The sequence below is a fragment of the Corynebacterium sp. LaCa117 genome, assembly GCF_046717765.1.
GTDB lineage: Bacteria > Actinomycetota > Actinomycetes > Mycobacteriales > Mycobacteriaceae > Corynebacterium > Corynebacterium kefirresidentii.
On the sequence record NZ_CP177102.1, the window covers coordinates 1,945,067 to 1,962,984 of the forward strand.

A 17,918-nucleotide genomic window follows, 5' to 3' on the forward strand; every position below is an offset into this window, starting at 1 on the left:
TCTAGCCTCCGTTTCGCACTCGGGTTAGCCGAGTCAATAGGAAAATGAAATAGGGTGCGCCAATCAGCGCGATGAGCGCGCCAACGGGGATTTCCGTGGGGGCGAAGGCCCAGCGACCGAACGTATCGCATACAGTCACAAGGGTCGCGCCGCCTAGGGCCGCCACGGGCATTTGCCGGCGCAGGTTCGAACCAACGATCAAGCGGGCAGCATGTGGGACGACGAGCCCGGCGAAACCCAAGACCCCGGCCGCGGCGACTCCCGCTGCGCCTAGGACAACGGCCAAAGCTATTGCTATTAGGCGCCACATCTTGGTACTCACTCCGATGCCGGCCATGGTGGAATCATCCAGCGCTAGCATATCCAGGTGTTTTGCGACCACCATCGCGATGGTTAGGGCGAAAAGGATAAAGGGGGCAACAATAGTGGCGTCGCCAAGCGAGCGGGCGTAAAGCGAACCTTTCAGCCATGTCATGGCCGCTCCTGCCTCTGGCGCGGCGCGCACCAAGAGCAATTCAGTGATGGCACCCAGCCCGAAAGATACCGCCACCCCGGTAAGGGGCAGGCGCACCGGATCGCTTACCCCGCGTCCAGCAAAAAGGAGAACCACCCCAGTTCCAGCCAACGCGCCGATAAAGGCGATAAAGGTCAGCAGGTGGGCCGGCAGGGCGCCTACTCCCATGAGTACCGCAACGGCCGCGAGTCCACCGCCGGAGGTAATACCCACCGTATCTGGAGCGGCCAAAGGATTGCGTAGCGCGGATTGCAATAGACAACCAGAAACAGCCATGGCACTGCCCGCGCAGATACCTACCAAGAATCGCGGTGCGCGGTACTTCCAGATGAGCGGATCTCCGGTAAAGAAGCCAGTGGTCACCTCGCCCGGCGATTTCATCACCGCACCGACGCCCATGCCGATGACTGCGCTCAATATCAACGCCAGGATGAGCCCTACTAGAACCCCTACAATTCTCTTATGCCGCATGTCTCCTCCTCCCCAGCGCATGGACGGACCACAGCACTAAGGGCATGCCAGCCAAAGAAGTCACGATGCCCACTGGGGTCTCGGCCGGCGCCCAAATTGCCTGCCCAACCGAATCTGCCGCCAGAAGCACTGCTGCTCCTACAATTCCAGCCACACACAGCCCCATGCGGTGGTGCGAGCCGCACACTCGCCACGCTACGGTCGCGGCCATCAGCCCCAAAAATCCAATCGGCCCGGTTGCGGCTACCGAAGGAGCAATGAGCACTACCGCCGCCACAATGGCAGCCAACCGAATGCGCTCCGGCTTCGCCCCCACAGCACCAGCCACGGCATCACCGGCTACGAGCAAGTCCAGCGTTTTCGCACCGATTAAGGTCAAGGGAATCACGACCAGCACAGCGACCAGCGCGGGCATAATATCGCTTAGTCGTACACCGGCAAGCCGGCCAGAGAGCCATGACATCACCGTCGCCAGTTGAGCTTCATCTATCACCAGAAAAATGGAGGTCAAGGCGCTACACAGCGCGGAAACGGCAACGCCCACGAGTACCATGCGCTGGATCGCACCGCTCTTGCCGACGCCCACCGTCACCCCCACAGCAATCCCCGCACCCAGCAGCGCACCGGGCAGCTGGTCAACGCTCGAGGTTTCGCTCCCAAAAAACATTGCGGTTGCGACTGCGCCGAGTGCCGCACCGGAGTTCACACCAGTGATGGACGGATCGGCGAGCGGATTCGCGGTTGCCGTGCGCAGCAATAACCCGCCTACACCTAGTGCAATACCGACCACCGTGGTAGCAAGGAGACGGTCAAAAGCCACGCTATGCAGCTCTTCTTCCAACCACGGGGTATCAACTGGCACCTGAACATGGCGGAGCCGCCACCACCACACAAAGGCAGCGGCAGCGGTTGCAAAGACCAGGCAGGCACTGGCTTTAGTTCGTGATGCCACTACTTTTCAGCGGCGATAATGTCATCGAGCATATGCTCGGCGGAAAGTGGCCCGCGAGCGCGCGACCAGATATCTTGGTCTACCTTTACGATGTCACCGCTGCCCTTGGCATAGGGCGTCTTTTTAAACGCTTCGACGTCCTTGTACATAAAGACTCGGTCAGCCTTCATGCCAGGGAGCTTATCGCCGGTCAGTTCCGCTACATCAGTCTTAGATTCGATAGAAGACTTCTCGCCTTCAAAGGCATAGTCATAGCCCACTTTACTCAGTAGCGACTGAGGGAAAGAGGGGTTGACCCAGGTATAGAGCATCTCGCTGGACCAGCCAGCCACGACCGCACGACTCCCCGGCTTTACCGTGTCCTTGGTCTGAGCAATCTTGTCCTCGATGCGCTGACGGACTTCTTTAGCCTTTTCCTCTTTGCCGAGTTTGGCCGCGATCTCATCCATCGAGTCCAACACGTCCGAGTAAGTTTCATCTGGGTAGGATTCCGTCTGCGCAATCTCTTCCAGCTGCGGCATAATATCAGCTTGCCGGGTAGGGCTAGCCAAAATCAGATCTGGCTCCAAAGACTGGATAACCTCTAGGTTCGGCTGCTTGGCTTGGCCCACAGAGGTCGCCTGACCTAACTGTCCCTTCAACGTAGTAGGTGCCTCCGACTTACCGATTTCTACGATTCCCACAGGGTCCACATCGAGGGCCTTGAGAATTTCCTCATAGCGCCAATCGAGCGCCACAACTCGCTCGATTTTCCTATCTTCACCCGGTCCCTGAGAAGAATCAGAAGAACACGCAACAAGGCCTGCGCCTAGGGCTAGGGTGGCTACAAGTGCGATAACTGCACGCACATTCATGAAGTCTCTCTTTTGCATAGGCTTACCTTAGCTTTATAAGGGTTTACTGTCTAGAGCCTGATTGCTTCCCTCTCCATGACAGACCATGCAGCCACAGGATGAGTTCCATGAGGGATAGCGGTGAGGAGCGGAAACCGAAATCCGCTCTAGCCACGATCATCTACAGCCTCTGCGAACGAACTCCAAACTGCGGTCTTTGGTGTTCATCTTTCGAATGCTCTAGCCCTTGAGCACAGCGCGGGAAACGATGACGGGGGCGTCGCTGAAAGGATCGTCCCAGATTTCTACATCGATACCGTAGGCTGCGGCTAAAATATCCTTCCGCAGTGCTTCCTTGGGAGTCCCCCGGGCTATGACCTCGCCGTTGTTCATAACCGCCCTGGTGTCGGAATACTGACCAGCCAACATGTGGTCGTGCAGCACAACAACGACTGCCTTACCAGCGCGGGCTTGCTTGCGAACGGGCTCCAAAACACTAATCGCGTGGGCGGGATCGAGGAAGGTCGTAGGCTCGTCGAGCAGCGGCACCGGCGCGCCCTGAGCCAGAGCCAGTGCAAGCCGTGCCCATTGCCGCTGGCCGCCGAAGAAAACGAAAATGGCCCTCATCGGCGAATGGGGAGCAGTTCATCAATCTAGAGGGGCTAACTGTAATTGGCCTTACAACCGTTCCATACCTATAGGCTATGCGAAGTTTCCATAGCCAGAAATGGTGCTCACCCATAAGAACGCTGATACGACGAAAGCCGCGGCGAATGTGAAGGCAAAAGCACGCCATGATCGGTCGCTAAGCCGATCCTTTTTCAACATGTAGACAGATATGGCTAATACACCCAACACCACCAATGAAGGTAGAGGTAGCCCATAGAAAACGAAAGGTATTGGAAGCCATGTGGACAGGAGCACTCCGCCATAAAGGGTTGCGACACCCAAGACAATTCCAAAAAGTATTCCCGGAATGATCGTTCTTTCTTTCACAACAAATTCCTTACCAATCAGTTTATCTTGATCAGGCCACCGTTTTTAGCCTGCGCATGACATTCATGGGCCTGACCCCGGAAAGTAGACACGTCGGGGGTCAGGCCCCCAGTTTTCTATCTCCAAAGTAAACAGAACCAAACCGCTTTTGAGTGGCAGCTAGATGATCGGTGATTGTGAATTGTCGAGCCAGGCCACGATGTGGTTTTCGGCTTGTCTCGCAGACGGTAGTTTGTCGAGGTGGCGGTCTCCGTTATGGTTCGTGAGAAGAAGCGGGAAGTAGTTTCCCTTGGCATTGAACTTGACCTGGAGGGTCTCGCCTTGCGAATTCTGGTACGTAACGAAGCCAGCGGACGGAGTCTCCGACAAGTGAGTCAGCCACTTGGGTACGGCTTTGGCAGAGGCGTAACGTTGCTCGCCCAATACGGTAGACGAGGTGGAGATGTCAGTGGTTTCGTCGCCTTCCAAGATCGGAATGCCCAAATGCGGGACCGAAATGGCGATGCCCTGGTGGAGGCCGAGCGCTGAAAGTTTTCGGGCGTCGCTCGAGAGATTTTCCGTGGGGATGTCGATTTTGGCTTGGCCGGGAGCTGGTGGTTCAACCTGCGCCAACTGCGCAATTGCGTCGAGTGCCGCCGTAGACTGAGGTGTATCTTCGAGGGCGATGATGGCCAAGTTGAGAGACTCGCGCTGCGACGTACTCGCCGTGTACAACTCGAGCGAGTCGGACTGATTCACTGAATCCAGCAGGATGCCGAGTATTTCGCCTTGGTAGGCGTAGATGGCCTCATCGATGGCGGTGGTGTCATGAATATTGCTCAACAGATGGTGGAGGTGCTCGGCGGCATCCGAGTCCATGGATTGGTCGTAAACTTTCGCATACAGTCGTCCGATGAGCAGCAGTGCGGAATCGCTATGCATAGTCTTTCGCTCCGTAAAAGTCGAAGGGGTACGGGTGACTGGTCTTCCCGGCGAGGGGGTTTCGATCCTTTGGAGCGGAAAGCCATCCGGTGATGGCGCTGAGCACTTCGGCAGGCAGGCGCACTTCTTCCCCTTCTGCTGCAGCGAACCTGTAGCTGAGGGCGCCGGTTTTGTCAGCGTTTCCGTCAAGTCGCTCGGCCAGCTCGAATATTGTCAGCGCAGTGATATCTGCAACGAATCTGATTGCGTCATCAGATGACAGGGGCCCTGTTTCCTGGATTCGCGTGTGAAGCTGTTCAATGGTTGGCGTGACGACGTCTTCGAGGTCCGATTGAAATTGCGTCAGCTGTTCGTTGGTGGGCTGCGTTAACACTCTTATAACACTCCAGGGTTCCACGGGATATTTGTAGGTTGATACAAGCCTTGTTGCTTGAGCTTCTCGATACCATAATCGGTTAGTGCTTCCGCTTCAGATTGGCTGAATCCGACCGAGGTGTGTGCCTCTAACTCGATGGCTCTCACTTCGTTCCAAGTATAGGTATCGACGTCAGGACCGAAATTCTTGGCAAAATCACCATATCCGCGTCGTTGTGATGCAGTGATCTCTTTGTGAAGCGCAGATACGGTTGCGGGATTGCGCGGTGCGGATTTTGAGACTAGTGCACCAAATGGCGATTTCAGCATAAAACGAAAGAGACCCCTACCAGCGTTTCCACTGGTAGGGGCCTGGAAGTTGGTAGCGGGGGCAGGATTCGAACCTACGACCTCTGGGTTATGAGCCCAGCGAGCTACCGAGCTGCTCCACCCCGCGTCGAGATGACTTCCATCATCTGCGCTTGAACAGTACGTTAACACTAAGTGTATTCGCTCTGTCCTGGCGACTCATGTAACTATACATAGGGAAAGGCACCTACCCAAATCCGCTGGGCAGGTGCCTTAATCTCCGCTTTTAAAGACTGAAAGAACTACTTTTCCGTCTTCTGATACGACTCAACTGCCTTATCGAGTTCATCCAGGGCGCGGCCATATTCCTCGAAGGAACCATCGCGAGCATCCTCTAGGCCCTTCAAAGCCTTGTTGATGTCATCGATGGCGCCAGCCTGGTCGGAAGAGGAAGGAGCCGAGGCTGGGGCCGACTGCTTGTCTTCCTTGGCATCCTTCTTATTCTTGTCGTCCTTGGTGTCGGTCTTTTCGCCGGAATCGCCGTCGACTTCCTCAATGTTCTGAGCGGCCTTGGCGTCAATTCCAACTTGTTCAAGGGCATCACCGATAGTTGGGGCGTAGCCTACGCGGCCCTTATAGGACACGAGTACGCGCAGCAGCTTCGGGAAGGCAGAGGCCTGGTCCTTGCGCTGCGAGTAAATCGGCTCGAGGTACAGGATTTCGCCACCACCTACTGGCAGGGCCAGCAGGTTACCGTTGTGCAAGTCATTAGTGCCTTCCCACAGGGTGCGGTCGCGGGCGACCTGGTCAGAAGACATCATCGCATCCTGCGCCTGCTTCGGGCCCTGAGTCTGCGTATTGGTCGGCAGCACCCGCACGGTGATATCGCCATAAGTTTCCGGATCGGAGGAGACAGCCATGTGTGCAGAAAGGAACTCGCGGTTCAAGCCGCGATAAGAGGTAGTCAGCTGGAAGCTTGGCTTGCCGGTCTCTGGATCTGCAGCCATCACGTAATAAGGCGGCTGGTTGAGCTGGCGAGATTCCTCCGCAGTGGGGTCATTCGGCACGGACCAGAAGGCATCGTTATTGAAGAATACATTCGGGTCATCCACGTGGTAGCGCGCCAGCAGGTCACGCTGCACCTTGAACATATCCTCCGGGTAGCGGAAGTGCTGACGTAGCTCATCGGAGATTTCCGCCTCTGGCTTGACGACGTCCGGGAAGACCCCCTCCCAAGCCTTGAGCACTGGATCATTCTTATCGAACTCGTAGAGATCCACGCTGCCGTCATAGGCATCGACGGTGGCCTTTACCGAGTTACGGATATAGCCCACTTTGTCATTGACAAGGCGTTGGGTGGTGCCATCAGGATTGAGGGTGTCCTGGGTGGCGTCGGAAAGCGAGGCACGCTGGGAGTAAGGCAAGGATTCCAAAGTGGTATAGCCATCGACGATCCACTTCAGACGGCCATCCACCACGGCCGGGTAGGTAGCAGAATCGGTGGTCAGCCACGGAGCAACCTTTTCCACACGCTCGCGCGGGTCGCGGTCGTAGAGGAGCTTTGACTCACTGCCAACGCGATCAGAAAGCAGGAAGTTAAGCTCGCGGTACTTGGCGGCATACATAGTACGGTCAAAGATATTGCCAATACCAACGCCGCCCTTGCCGTCATAGGTATAGGTGGAGCTATCAGTGTCATATTCCACCGGGTTATCGCCAGTCTTGCCGGTAATGGCGTAATCCATGCCATCGGCAGCGCCGGCAATAACCGGTCCATAGTAGATGCGCGGCTGATCTACCTTGATGCCCAGGGACTTCTCGGCATCTTGGGTTTCACCTTCGCCCTCAGCCTCACCGGCCTGGGTCTGCAGATCAGACACGGTGAAGATGGGGAAACCACCGCGGGCAGAGCCAGCGTCGCGGGCTACCTCATCGACCTTATTGGCCTGCGCTGCCACGAAGCCATTGCCGTGGGTGTAGACGGTATGACGGTTAATCCAGTCGGACTGGTTCTCCCGCAACTCATTTGGATCCAGCTCGCGCGCAGCAACGACGAAGTCACGCTTCTTACCATCGATCTCATAGCGGTCCATCGATAGCGTCTCTGGGAAGCCGTAGAAATTCTTCAGCTGCTGCATCTGGGTGAAAGTAGGAGAAAGAATCTCCGGATCCAGCAGGCGGAGGTTATTGATGGTGGCGTTATCAGAAGCCACCTTGTCATCAGATACCTCGTCCCCACCCCAGTTGTCTTCGTAGGTGACATGGTCATCGGTAAGCCCATAGGCATAGCGCGTGGCCTCAATATTGCGGGCAATGGATTCTTCTTCCTTTGCCTGACGGTTAGGCTGCACGGAAAAGCGTTCCATCAGCAGCGGCCATGCCTGGCCGATAACCAGCGAGGACAGCAGCATCAGTACCACGGCCAGGCCGGGGATACGCAGGTCCTTGATGACGATGGCCATAAACAAGGCCACGGCTACAAAGACGCCGATGATCATCAAGATGATTTTCGCCGGCAGGTAGGCATGAATATCGGTATAGGAACCACCCGTAAAGAGATCGTGCTGGGTATATAGGAGCTCGTAGCGCTCCAACCAGTAGCCGATGACCTGAACAACCATCCACAGGCCGGCAGTAATCGCCAGCTGCAGGCGAGCCGAGTGGGAAATGGAGCCGCGAACTCCTGCGGCCTTATTGCCAATGCGGATGCCACCCAGCACATAGTGACCGAAAAGCGCGATGAGAAACGCCAAGATCAACAGGATAGATAGGGTGCTGACCACCATCTTCAATACCGGCAACGTGAAGGCATAGAAGCCTAGGTCGTGGTGGAACTGGGCGTCCTGTTGGCCGAATTCCTGGCCGTTTAAAAATAGCAGGACCGTGCGCCAATTAGCCTGGCCGATGAAACCGGCAATGATGCCCACGATGGCGGGGATGACCTTGAAGAAGACGCCCATAGACTTTTCAATGGACTTGCGGTACTGATACACCGGCGAGTTCAAGTCCCCAAGGTCGAGCGAATCCGGACGCCCGCGCCAGGCAAAGAAGCCCGCGGCCCACACCACGGCAGCGGCGATGAGACCGAAGATGATAAAGAGTACTATCCGCGCAATAATCGCGGTGGTGAAAACGTTCCGGTATTCAATCGCACCAAACCACCTCCAATCCGTGTACAGGCCCACAAACATGGGACCGATGAACAAGAGGACGGCAATGACGGCCGCAATGATTGTCGCGACCCGCGGGGGCCGCTTCAACGGGGCGGCTGGTGTGGATGACCCTAAGGACAACGCCAGCTCCAATCAAATAGTGCGAATTTAAAACCTGTAGACTTCTTCCAGCTTAAGGAAGCAATACACAGATAACGAATAAGGATGTTTATGAGTTCCCCCGAATTATCACAGCCAGCTTTAAACCGCGCGATGACCGAAGCCGTGGAATTCGTCCATGCAGAAGGCTGGGACGCCCGCCCCACTATCTTCGCGCTCGTTCCTACCCACTTGGTAGCAGACCAGCTGGCCGCCCTCGATGAGGAAGATGCCGCGCCGCTTACCCTTATCGTGCAGGATAATGTGCCTGAAAACATCGAGCCCGGTTCTGAGCAGTTGGCCGATTATGTCTCCCGCTTGGCCTGGCCGCGGGAGGTGGCCGGTGTCATCCTGGCCCAAGAGATTAGGTTCCGCGATACCTCCAGCGAAGACCCCTCCCCTCGCCCGGCGCGCCTGTTTTCAGGTGCGCTGCGTGAGGAAGGGATTGAAACCACGTTGCTGCAGCTGCGCCCCACCGAGGAGGAGTTGGAAGCGGCCGGGCCATTCGCGGAGGATGACATCCAGCTGCGCGGCGGCCCCCAGGTCGCACCCGGGATTATCGCGGCCCTGCGCTATGGGCTGAGCCAGGACCCGGATGAACTAGATTAGACTGGAAAGACAATTCTCGCTTGCGACTAAGGAGCAGTTTCCTACCGTGCGACGCTTTACTCTCACTCGCCTGACCGCTACCCGCGCTACCGCAGCAGCACTCTTGCTGGGGGTAGGCGTGAGCACTGCCGGCTGTTCCTCGGATGATGCCGCGCCTGCCGACGCCCCCGTAGATACCACCACTGCCAGCGCCGAGTCCGCTCCCACTGCGGCGGATGCCACTGAGGAAACCAGCACCGCATCCAGCTCTAAGGCCGCTTCTGAGTCCAGCGTCGAGTCGAGTGCGGCGGCGAGCTCGGAGGCGGCGTCGGAAAGCACAGAGCCTGGGAGCGAAAAATTGGAAAAGTCTGTGTCCAAGGCCTATGACATCTTCGCACCCGTGGCACCGCAAGAGCTTTTCGCACACTTTGATCGCTGCGATTCCACGGGCGGGGATGACTCGTATAACTGCTCTGGGCCGAAGGTAGGCCAGTTCCAGTTCTTCCGCTCACACTCCAAGGCAAAGCAGACCACGCAGGTGCTTACTGAGCTGCGCAGCTCGCAGGTCATTGAGGATAGCGGCGACCGCGTTGTGGGCTGGTCCACGCTGGGCACCACGGCGGTTATTACCGTGGTGGACAATAAAGAAGGCATGGTCATGCAGCAGATGATCTCCTCAGACCAGGAAGATCCGGAAGAGAAGATCAAGGAATTGGGCCTAGCTAAGTAGGCCGCTTATTGGCAAGTTTTAATTTCCTTGCCGTCCGCGAAGTCTTTCATCGTGGATACCGCTTCATCCAGGTTGGACACTTCCGCGATGGGCATGTCCCCGTGGTCGCTCGCGGCGGCTTCGGAGCAATTATCTTGTGGCGCCAGGAAGAGTTCCGCGCCGGCGGCGTGGGCGGCGGCGATTTTATGTTGGATGCCGCCGATGGGGCCCACCTTGCCATCTTCTTGAATGGTGCCGGTGCCGGCCACAAATTTGCCGCCGGTGAGGTCTTCTTCGCTGAGCTTATCGATGACCGCCAGGGTAAACATCATGCCTGCGGATGGCCCACCGACGTCCTGCAAGTTGTATTTGACCTTAATATCGTCTTGCGGGACCGAGAGCATGGCGATACCCAGCATCGCCTCCCCCTTCTGGTGGGGGTTTTCCCCTAGCTCTATTTCTTCTTCGTGCTTTTTGCCGCCACGCTCCACGGTCATCGTGACCTTATCGCCGGGGCTCTTTTCCTTAATGATGTCTTGGACCTCACCCGGCTCCGAGACTTCCTTGCCCGCCACGGCGGTAATGACATCATCTTTTTTAAGTTTTCCCTGCGCAGCACCCTTATCCAGGACCTCTGCGATGGAGATCTTGACCGGCAAATGCAGGTAGTCCATGGCTGCCAGAGTCGCTGCGGACTCGGACTGAGTAAAGGCCTGCTTATTGGACTCTTCTACTTCTTTATCGCTCATGTTCTGCGGGATGACGGTATCGATGGGCACGATGGTGTCATCGGTCATCATCCAGCGTCCCAGCGCCTGGGCCAAGGTCATATTGGTACGCACGGAGACCGTAGTCATGTTGAGGTGACCATCCGTGTCATAGGTTTTCGGGGCTTGAACGTCAACGACCTGGGTGCCGTCTACCTCACCCAATGTGTCTACCGTGGGGCCTGGGCCTTCGGCAGCATAGGGGACGGTCAAAGACACATCGGTGCCGGGGATATGGTCAAGCGATACCAACGCACCGGTTAAGACGACGGGGATAGCACCCCAGGCGATGGTGCGGACGCGACGGCTAGCAGGAGAATTCACGAATCACTACCCTACAACCTTTGCCGTAGTGTTCGCTGTCAGCGTAGCAGGGATCATGGAAACTAGCCGGATGGTGTCGGTAGATTAGGACGCATGAGCAACGGATTCGGTTTTTCTTTCCCCAATAATGATGACGACGATAATGACGGGCGTCGTGACCAGAACCCGTTCGGCGCATTCGGCGGCGCTAATGGTGGCGGCCTCGGTGACATGCTGAACCAGTTCGGTCAGATGCTGTCCGGCATGGGCTCTTCCATGAACTCGCCGGAAAATTCCGGCCCGGTTAACTACGACATGGCCAAGCGCATCGCCCTGCAGCAAATCTCCCAGTCAAAGGGTGTGAGCGCGGACGATACCAAGGCAGTCGAGGAATCCGTCCGCCTAGCGGAGCTGTGGCTTGATGACGCCACCTACCTGCCCACCGCCTCCGGCACGGCCAAGGCGTGGGATTCCAAGCAGTGGTTGGAAGAAACCATGCCGGCCTGGCAGCGCATGGTCACTCCGGTGGCGGAGCATATGAATGATGCCCAGATGGAATCGATGCCGGAAGAAGCCCGCGAGATGATGGGCCCGATGACCAAGATGATGAGTCAGATGTCTGGCATGAACTTTGGCATGCAGCTCGGTCACGCCTTGGGTGATTTGGCTGCGCAGGCGTTGACCGGCTCTGATTTCGGTCTTCCCATCGCCCCGGCCAATACCGTGGCACTGTTGCCACAGACCATTCAGAAGGTTGCCCGGGAGCTCAATATTCCTGGCCAAGAAGTGCTGGTCTATATTGCAGCGCGCGAGGCCGCGCGGCAGCGCCTGTTCAAGCACGTGCCGTGGTTGGTAGAGCGCATCGTCTCCTCTGTGGAGGAATATGCCATCGGTCTGGTCATTGACACCTCCCACTTGGAGGAAGTCACCCGCGAGCTCAACCTAGAGTCCGGCGATCCCCAGGCAATCCAGGATGCGATGAGCAAGCTGCAGGGCATGGACCTCTCCCCACGCATCACGTCCAAGAACACTGCGGCAGCCTCTCGCCTAGAAACCCTACTGGCATTGGTGGAAGGCTGGGCCGAGCACGTCGTCACAGAGGCACTGGGCGATCGCATCCCGTCCACCTCGAAGCTAACCCAGGCATGGGCGCACCGCCGTAGCACTGGTGGTTCTGCCGAAAACGCCTTCAGCAAGGTCGTTGGTATCGAGCTCAACGCCCCCAAGGTTTCTGAGGCCGCTGAGTTGTGGCGCCGCGCCACCGTTGCGGTGGGTGCGGAAAAGCGCGATAAGGCGTGGGACCACCCGGACTTCCTGCCAACTGCAGAGCACCTAGATAACCCTGCCGCCTTTATCGACTCCCTATTGGATGACGGACCTGATGAGGGCTTTGAGGAAGAGTTTGCCAAGCTGGAGGAAATGCTCAAAAACGGTGAGGATTCCTCTGCTACTCAGGGCGATGAAACCGGGGAAGCCGATGAGCAAGACGAGCAGAAAGAAAAGGGCAACGAGGACGACGAAAACTAGCAGCCCCAGCGCTGGTAGGCCTCAAGATAGCCCTTCGCCCGTTCGGCGTGGGGCGCCCTGTCCGCCCACTGCCAAAAATCCCGCCCGTGGCGCGGGATGAAGGTGTGGGTGAGCTCGTGAATGATTACCGAATCCAGCACATAGTCCGGCACGTGTTGTAGCCGGTCGCTCAGCCGAATATCCGCGGTGGAGGTAGTACAGCTACCCCACCGCGTATTTTGATTGCTAACCCAACGAATTGAGCCGATGGTAGCGCGGCCGTCTAAGAAAGCCGCGTTGAGCCGCCGAGCACGCTTTTCTAATTGCTCGTCCGAGCGGCGGCTACTGCCCTGTTTCTTTTCTACCCGCGCCAACATATCCGCCACTGCCTCGCGCTCATCGCGAGCGGACATCCAGGCGGGGATGCGTACCTCGAGCACCCCGGAGACCATGCGAGCCTGCACGGTTTTCTTCCGCTTGGCGGAACGAATGACTTTGACCTCTGGGGTTTGTGGTGCGGGGGGCTGCGTGCTCGACATGACAGGTGATTGTACCTGTGGTGCAATGGAATCCACATGCATCGGGGAAAGGGGTAAAGGCGTGGGGGCTTGTGTCACCCAGGTAGTTTTGGCGCCGGGCAGCGCAGTGTTTTGCCGCGAGGAAACGGTGGTTCAATTTGGCATGGATGCCACCCGCGTTGGAGTGGCAGAAACGGGCAGCGCGCTTTCCGTCGCGGCGGCCTTCAATACCGCTCGCGAGCCAGTGAGGCCAGAAGATTTGTCTGGGAGACTATGCGCCGCAGGTCTAGATGAGGCCGCAGCGCATAGCCTTATCGAGGACGCACTGGACTATGGCATCCTTTGGCCTTATAAAGAGGCCGTAGAGAAATCGGACACTCTTGTCTTAATGGGAGAATCCGCACTGGCGCAAGGCTTACGCGCACGCCTGGAGGCAGATGGATTCCAAGTTCGCATCCCGTTAGAGGATGACAATATCTTTTCCTATATCCACGACCTCGACGGCATGTATCCGGTCCTGGCCGTAGACCAGCTGCACTGCCCGCTGGATTGCGCCAATGCACTGGCGGGGACGGAAACCACGTGGCTTCCGGTGTCTTTATTGGACAATCGTGGCCTCATCGGGCCGGTACGCGTGCAGGGCCGAGGCCCATGCCCACTGTGTGCGCACCTATCCCGCGTGGATACAGACCCGCGCTGGAATATCATCAGCACCCAATTACCCCGCGTGCGCCGCACCCCAGAAGCCGTGGTGCTCGATGCGGTCTCAGCGCATACGCAGGTGATCATTCGGCGGCTTATGGGGCGGCCACTGCCGCCGGGAGCGCCGACCGCGAAGCCGCGCCCTGGGCAGCAGTGGGAGGTCGATGTCTACGGTCACCACCAGCAGCGCACCATCATTGCGCATCCGCGCTGCCCAGTATGTTTTGGCGGGAAAACCAACCTGGCTAGCTGCGCACCGAACGAATGACCTCGAGTACTTGGGCGCCATAGCGCTCCAGCTTGCTGGGGCCTACACCGGAAATGGACAGCATTTCTGCCTCATCGGCAGGCAGTTCCTCCGAAATGGCCTGCAGGGTGGCATCGGAAAAAATAACATAGGCCGGCACTTTTTCCTCGCGCGCAACCTGGGAACGCCACGAGCGCAAGGCAGAAAAGACCTCTTCATCTCCGCCTCCCTCGCAGTCTTCGTGGCGGCCGATAACCTTTTCGGCCGGTGTCGCCAGCAGACCTGAACATACGCGGCAGCGTTTCGGGCGGCGTGAGCGAGTCCCCTTGCCAGAGGCGTCTTCGGCCGCCGGTACGATGCCATCAAGGAAGCGGGTACGCTCGCGCGAGGCTCGCGAACCAGTGGTCTTCGCCAACGCCCACGACAGCGCGAGGTGCTCGCGGGCGCGGGTAATGCCGACATAGAACAAACGACGTTCTTCCTCAATCTGCTCATCGCCCGCCTTGATAGCGTGGTTGATAGGCATGAGCTTTTCTGTCAGCCCCACGAGGAACACCGCATCCCATTCCAAGCCCTTGGCAGCGTGCACAGTAGCTAGCGTGACGCCTTCCATGGCTGGGGCCTGTTTATCGGTGGAGCGCCGGCGCAGTTCCCCCAACACCCCGTTGAGATCTATGCCAGGAGCCGATTCCACAATCTTCTCGATGAGCCCTACCAATGCGTTGAGGGATTGCCAGCGCTCGCGGGCCTGCGCGCCCTGCGGCTCGGTGGCGCTTAGCCCCAACTCGACAAAGGCTGCGCGAGCAATTGCCACCGGATCATCCGGCAAGTCCTCACGACGGGTCGCGGCGATGAGAACGCGAATGGCCTCTAGGATCTCCGGGCGGCGGAAGAAGCCCTCGCCGCCACGGACTTGGTAGACCACTCCGGCGTCAGCAAGCGCCTGCTCAAACTGCTCCGACTGAGCGTTAATGCGGTAGAGGATGGCAATCTCAGAGGCCGGTACGCCCTGGTCCAGCAGTGTGAGAACCTGGCCGGCAACCTCCTGGGCCTCAGTCTCTTCAGACTCATAGGCCTTGAAGGTGGGCTCTGGACCAGGCTCGCGCATGCCCTGCAGCTCCAAGCGTGTGCCAGCCGCACGCCCTGTGGCCTTGCCAATGACCCGATTGGCCAAGTCCGTTACCTGCGGCGTCGAGCGGTAGTCACGCTGCAGTTTGACCACGGTCCCATCCGGGTACGTGCGCGAGAAGTTGAGCAGATAGTCCGGAGAGGCGCCGTTGAAGGAATAGATGGTCTGATTTGCATCACCCACCACGGTGAGATCGTCGCGCCCGCCCAACCAGGCATTGAGCACCCGCTGCTGCAGCGGGGTTACGTCCTGATACTCGTCTACCACAAAGGTGCGATACTGCTCCCGGAAGGTTTCTGCAATCGCCGGCACATTTTCAATGGCACCCGCGATGTGCATGAGCAGGTCATCGAAATCCAGGTGCATCATGTCCGGCGTAGCCTTGGACTGTTCATAGCGGCGAAAGGCCTCTGCCACCTTGGCGGGATCAGCCGGAGCGCTACGGTCCGTAGTGGCGATCACAGACTCATAGTCCTCGGCGCTCACCAGCGCGGACTTAGCCCACTCGATCTCTGCTAGGACGTCACGGATCATATCCTTGGAATTATCCAACCCCACCGAACGCACCGCGCGGGCGACCAGCGGGAATTTATTATCCAGCAGCTGCCACGGAAGGTCCCCCGCTACCTGGGGCCAGAAATACTTCAGCTGGCGGCGCGCCGCCGCGTGGAAGGTCTGCGCTTGTACGCCGGCCACGCCCATGGTGCGCAGACGATCGCGCATCTCTCCGGCTGCCCGTGCCGTGAAGGTCACCGCTAACACGCGTTGCGGGCTCACAAAACCCTGGTCTACCAAGTTGGCAATGCGATAGGTAATAGTGCGGGTCTTGCCCGTACCCGCGCCAGCCAAGATGCACACGGGCCCGCGCGGCGCCGTGGCCGCGCGCAGCTGATCTTCATCCAGCAGGGACAAATCCGGCTTAGTCACCGTGATACCACTCCATAATCATCGTGTGTGCAATTGAACCCGGGCGGGCCAGCTTAAGCTGAGGTAGCTCGGCGCGCTCCACCCACCGGATTTCTTCCAGTTCCCCATCAGTATGGCAGGTGGGGTGGACATCAGCCGTCTGCGCACAAAAGCCCAGCATAAGCGAGCCGCTCGGCGGCCACGCCTGCGAGCCCCAATAACGAATATGGTCCACCCTACGCCCGGTTTCTTCGAGCGCTTCGCGTGCAAAGGCTGCCTCCGCAGACTCACCGGGTTCAACGTAACCAGCGATCAAAGAGAAGAAGCTATTGCGGCGGCGATTACGCGCCAGCAAAATCCGGTCTGTACCGCTGAGGCGAATGAGCCCAATGACGGCGGGATCCAAGCGCGGGAAGACCAGCCGTTTCTCGTCGTGCGGATCGCGCCCAACGATTCCCGGCGCCGGGTAGTCCAGCTGGCGTCCGGTCCGGGGATCAAAGCGCTGTTCGCGTCGGTTGCGGATAAGCGCGATGGCTTGCAGGATAACCGGCTGGTCTGCAAAAAAGGTTGCACTTTCTAAGCGGCCTAACTTCCCGGCGCTATCCTCCGAGACCAAGCATGCCTGCAAGGTGCCTAGGTCCACCACGACCTGCTTGCCGACGCCCCCGGGAACCTCTTTCACCAGCACCGGCTCCCCCGCCCCCGTAACCGGTACGAGGCCACTAGGAGTTACTGGGAGGAACATTTAGTCCTCGTCATCATCGTCCATGACCTCAATGGGCTGTTCCATCTCGTGCTTGATATACAGCAATCGGTCTCCCGGCTTCAACGCGGAGGCGTCCGCGGTATCCACTCGGTGCAGCTCATTATTGCGCAGGACAGCAAGCACGATATCTGCCAGGTGGCGTGGGTTAGAACCAACCTCAAACTCGCGCACGGCACGCTCGGCCACGGAGAAGCCCTCATTAGGTGAAAGCAGGTCTTCCATCATCTCCACCACCGTCGGGGTCACGGTAGCTAGGCCCAATAGTCGGCCGGCAGTCTCAGCAGAGGTGACCACGGAATCGGCACCAGATTGCAGCAGCAGGTGGCGGTTCTCAGACTCGCGAACCGACGCCACAATCTTGGCCTTGGGTGCAAGCTCTCGCACGGATAGACAGCACAGCACCGCAGTATCGTCCGTAGATGGGGTTACAACAATAGAGCTTGCGTGCTCTACCCCAGCGATCTTCAATACGTCTTGCTTTGTGCCGGAACCAAAAATGGTGACTAGTCCGTGGTGCTCTGCGTGAGCTAGGGAGGCACGGTTGGTATCAATGACCACGATCTGGGAGGACGGAACATCGTCGGCCAGCAGCGCGGCCACCGCTCCGGCGCCCTTGGTGCCATACCCGATAACGACGGTGTGGTTACGCAATTGCTTTCTCCAGTTCTGGATTTGGAAAGTACGTCGGGCCTTATCCGTTAGCACGGACAAGGTCGCGCCAACCAATAAAACAAGGAAGATCAGGCGGGCAGGTGTAATAAGCGTTAAGTTAATGAACCTGGCCTGCGGGGACACAGGAACGATATCGCCGTAGCCCACTGTAGTTAGCGACACCGCAGCATAGTAGGCGGAATCCAAAAGCGACATGTCCTCGCTATATCCACCGCCGTCCAAATAGACCACGACTGTCACGAAGACAACAATGCCTAAAGCCCACAGCACACGCTTGCCCAACTGACGCCACGGGCTGGAATTTTCATCCCTCGGCACCGTAATGACGTCAATGAGCGCGTGGTCCGGCTGCGAGGACAGCTCAACCTGCGGCAAAAAGCGACTCTTAAAGTGCGACTTCATAGCTCGCGCACGATTTTTGCCCACTAGCCCCGCCTTTTCTGG

Annotated in this window: 17 protein-coding genes and 1 tRNA gene; 4 read left to right on the forward strand and 14 right to left on the reverse strand. The window is 58.1% G+C overall.

The genetic code is table 11. The features are described from left to right. Position 1 precedes the first annotated feature (1 nt). The 9 genes from ACLI1L_RS09510 to ACLI1L_RS09550 all read right to left on the reverse strand — a co-directional run bounded on the left by ACLI1L_RS09510 (position 2) and on the right by ACLI1L_RS09550 (position 8,610). Positions 2-985, reverse strand: coding sequence for a FecCD family ABC transporter permease (locus ACLI1L_RS09510; protein WP_411707440.1), 984 nt, complete (start codon positions 983-985; stop codon positions 2-4). Next, complete coding sequence (locus ACLI1L_RS09515) at positions 975-1,907, reverse strand: FecCD family ABC transporter permease (RefSeq protein ID WP_411708370.1); 933 nt, start codon at positions 1,905-1,907, stop codon at positions 975-977. The genes ACLI1L_RS09510 and ACLI1L_RS09515 overlap by 11 nt, the downstream gene beginning before the upstream one ends. Positions 1,908-1,936: 29 nt before the next feature. Beyond that, positions 1,937-2,809 (reverse strand): ABC transporter substrate-binding protein, encoded by an 873-nt coding sequence (locus ACLI1L_RS09520; RefSeq protein WP_284821947.1) that lies wholly within the window; start codon positions 2,807-2,809, stop codon positions 1,937-1,939. A gap of 201 nt (positions 2,810-3,010) precedes the next feature. Then, positions 3,011-3,397: a hypothetical protein gene (locus ACLI1L_RS09525; RefSeq protein ID WP_394286743.1), complete on the reverse strand. Its 387-nt coding sequence runs from the start codon at positions 3,395-3,397 to the stop codon at positions 3,011-3,013. Positions 3,398-3,925: 528 nt separating this feature from the next. Continuing rightward, complete coding sequence (locus ACLI1L_RS09530; protein ID WP_408919114.1) at positions 3,926-4,687, reverse strand: hypothetical protein; 762 nt, start codon at positions 4,685-4,687, stop codon at positions 3,926-3,928. Further along, on the reverse strand, positions 4,680-5,060 hold the full coding sequence (locus tag ACLI1L_RS09535; protein ID WP_086589235.1) for a hypothetical protein: 381 nt from the start codon (positions 5,058-5,060) through the stop codon (positions 4,680-4,682). Before ACLI1L_RS09535 ends, ACLI1L_RS09530 begins: the two co-directional genes overlap by 8 nt. 2 nt (positions 5,061-5,062) lie before the next feature. Then, a complete protein-coding gene (locus tag ACLI1L_RS09540) occupies positions 5,063-5,371 on the reverse strand; it encodes a hypothetical protein (protein ID WP_411707441.1) in 309 nt (102 codons plus the stop codon). Positions 5,372-5,421: 50 nt separating this feature from the next. Continuing rightward, positions 5,422-5,498, reverse strand: a tRNA-Met gene (locus ACLI1L_RS09545). 154 nt (positions 5,499-5,652) lie between these two features. Next, entirely contained in the window at positions 5,653-8,610 is a 2,958-nt protein-coding gene (locus tag ACLI1L_RS09550) for a UPF0182 family protein (protein WP_411708371.1), read from the reverse strand. 123 nt (positions 8,611-8,733) lie between these two features. Here ACLI1L_RS09550 and ACLI1L_RS09555 point away from each other — a divergent pair, with 123 nt between their 5' ends. Both ACLI1L_RS09555 and ACLI1L_RS09560 read left to right on the forward strand, forming a co-directional pair. Beyond that, the gene (locus tag ACLI1L_RS09555; protein WP_023020808.1) at positions 8,734-9,270 is read left to right on the forward strand and encodes a PPA1309 family protein; all 537 of its coding nucleotides are present in this window, start codon (positions 8,734-8,736) and stop codon (positions 9,268-9,270) included. 46 nt (positions 9,271-9,316) lie between these two features. After that, positions 9,317-9,979 (forward strand): beta-N-acetylglucosaminidase, encoded by a 663-nt coding sequence (locus ACLI1L_RS09560; protein ID WP_086588018.1) that lies wholly within the window; start codon positions 9,317-9,319, stop codon positions 9,977-9,979. A 5-nt stretch (positions 9,980-9,984) separates the two neighbouring features. Here ACLI1L_RS09560 and ACLI1L_RS09565 read toward each other — a convergent pair whose 3' ends face one another. Continuing rightward, positions 9,985-11,049: a PDZ domain-containing protein gene (locus ACLI1L_RS09565; protein ID WP_086588017.1), complete on the reverse strand. Its 1,065-nt coding sequence runs from the start codon at positions 11,047-11,049 to the stop codon at positions 9,985-9,987. A gap of 93 nt (positions 11,050-11,142) precedes the next feature. Here ACLI1L_RS09565 and ACLI1L_RS09570 point away from each other — a divergent pair, with 93 nt between their 5' ends. Then, positions 11,143-12,555, forward strand: coding sequence for a zinc-dependent metalloprotease (locus tag ACLI1L_RS09570; RefSeq protein WP_086588016.1), 1,413 nt, complete (start codon positions 11,143-11,145; stop codon positions 12,553-12,555). Here ACLI1L_RS09570 and ACLI1L_RS09575 read toward each other — a convergent pair. Further along, positions 12,552-13,073 (reverse strand): M48 family metallopeptidase, encoded by a 522-nt coding sequence (locus ACLI1L_RS09575; RefSeq protein WP_411707442.1) that lies wholly within the window; start codon positions 13,071-13,073, stop codon positions 12,552-12,554. The genes ACLI1L_RS09570 and ACLI1L_RS09575 overlap by 4 nt on opposite strands. 61 nt (positions 13,074-13,134) lie before the next feature. Between ACLI1L_RS09575 and ACLI1L_RS09580 the strand changes: the two genes are divergently transcribed. After that, entirely contained in the window at positions 13,135-14,022 is an 888-nt protein-coding gene (locus ACLI1L_RS09580; RefSeq protein ID WP_411707443.1) for a hypothetical protein, read from the forward strand. Here the strand turns inward: ACLI1L_RS09580 and ACLI1L_RS09585 are convergent. From ACLI1L_RS09585 to ACLI1L_RS09595, 3 genes are read right to left on the reverse strand one after another with little or no spacing between them, the layout of a single operon-like run. Further along, positions 14,000-16,057 carry an ATP-dependent DNA helicase UvrD2 gene (locus ACLI1L_RS09585; protein WP_411707444.1) on the reverse strand — a complete coding sequence of 686 codons (2,058 nt, stop codon included), beginning with the start codon at positions 16,055-16,057 and terminating at the stop codon, positions 14,000-14,002. The genes ACLI1L_RS09580 and ACLI1L_RS09585 overlap by 23 nt on opposite strands. Next, a complete protein-coding gene (locus ACLI1L_RS09590; RefSeq protein WP_411707445.1) occupies positions 16,050-16,781 on the reverse strand; it encodes an NAD(+) diphosphatase in 732 nt (243 codons plus the stop codon). The genes ACLI1L_RS09585 and ACLI1L_RS09590 overlap by 8 nt, the downstream gene beginning before the upstream one ends. Continuing rightward, entirely contained in the window at positions 16,782-17,876 is a 1,095-nt protein-coding gene (locus tag ACLI1L_RS09595; protein WP_034655803.1) for a potassium channel family protein, read from the reverse strand. It abuts the gene before it with no gap. Between the last annotated feature and the right edge of the window lie 42 nt (positions 17,877-17,918).

Coding starts and splice junctions, on each gene's coding strand:
- ACLI1L_RS09590 (WP_411707445.1), bottom strand. CDS start 16,781: ATGTTCCTCCCAGTAACTCCTAGTGGCCTCGTACCGGTTACGGGGGCG.
- ACLI1L_RS09540 (WP_411707441.1), bottom strand. CDS start 5,371: ATGCTGAAATCGCCATTTGGTGCACTAGTCTCAAAATCCGCACCGCGC.
- ACLI1L_RS09525 (WP_394286743.1), bottom strand. CDS start 3,397: ATGAGGGCCATTTTCGTTTTCTTCGGCGGCCAGCGGCAATGGGCACGG.
- ACLI1L_RS09555 (WP_023020808.1), top strand. CDS start 8,734: ATGAGTTCCCCCGAATTATCACAGCCAGCTTTAAACCGCGCGATGACC.
- ACLI1L_RS09595 (WP_034655803.1), bottom strand. CDS start 17,876: ATGAAGTCGCACTTTAAGAGTCGCTTTTTGCCGCAGGTTGAGCTGTCC.
- ACLI1L_RS09575 (WP_411707442.1), bottom strand. CDS start 13,073: ATGTCGAGCACGCAGCCCCCCGCACCACAAACCCCAGAGGTCAAAGTC.
- ACLI1L_RS09530 (WP_408919114.1), bottom strand. CDS start 4,687: ATGCATAGCGATTCCGCACTGCTGCTCATCGGACGACTGTATGCGAAA.
- ACLI1L_RS09520 (WP_284821947.1), bottom strand. CDS start 2,809: ATGCAAAAGAGAGACTTCATGAATGTGCGTGCAGTTATCGCACTTGTA.
- ACLI1L_RS09510 (WP_411707440.1), bottom strand. CDS start 985: ATGCGGCATAAGAGAATTGTAGGGGTTCTAGTAGGGCTCATCCTGGCG.
- ACLI1L_RS09570 (WP_086588016.1), top strand. CDS start 11,143: ATGAGCAACGGATTCGGTTTTTCTTTCCCCAATAATGATGACGACGAT.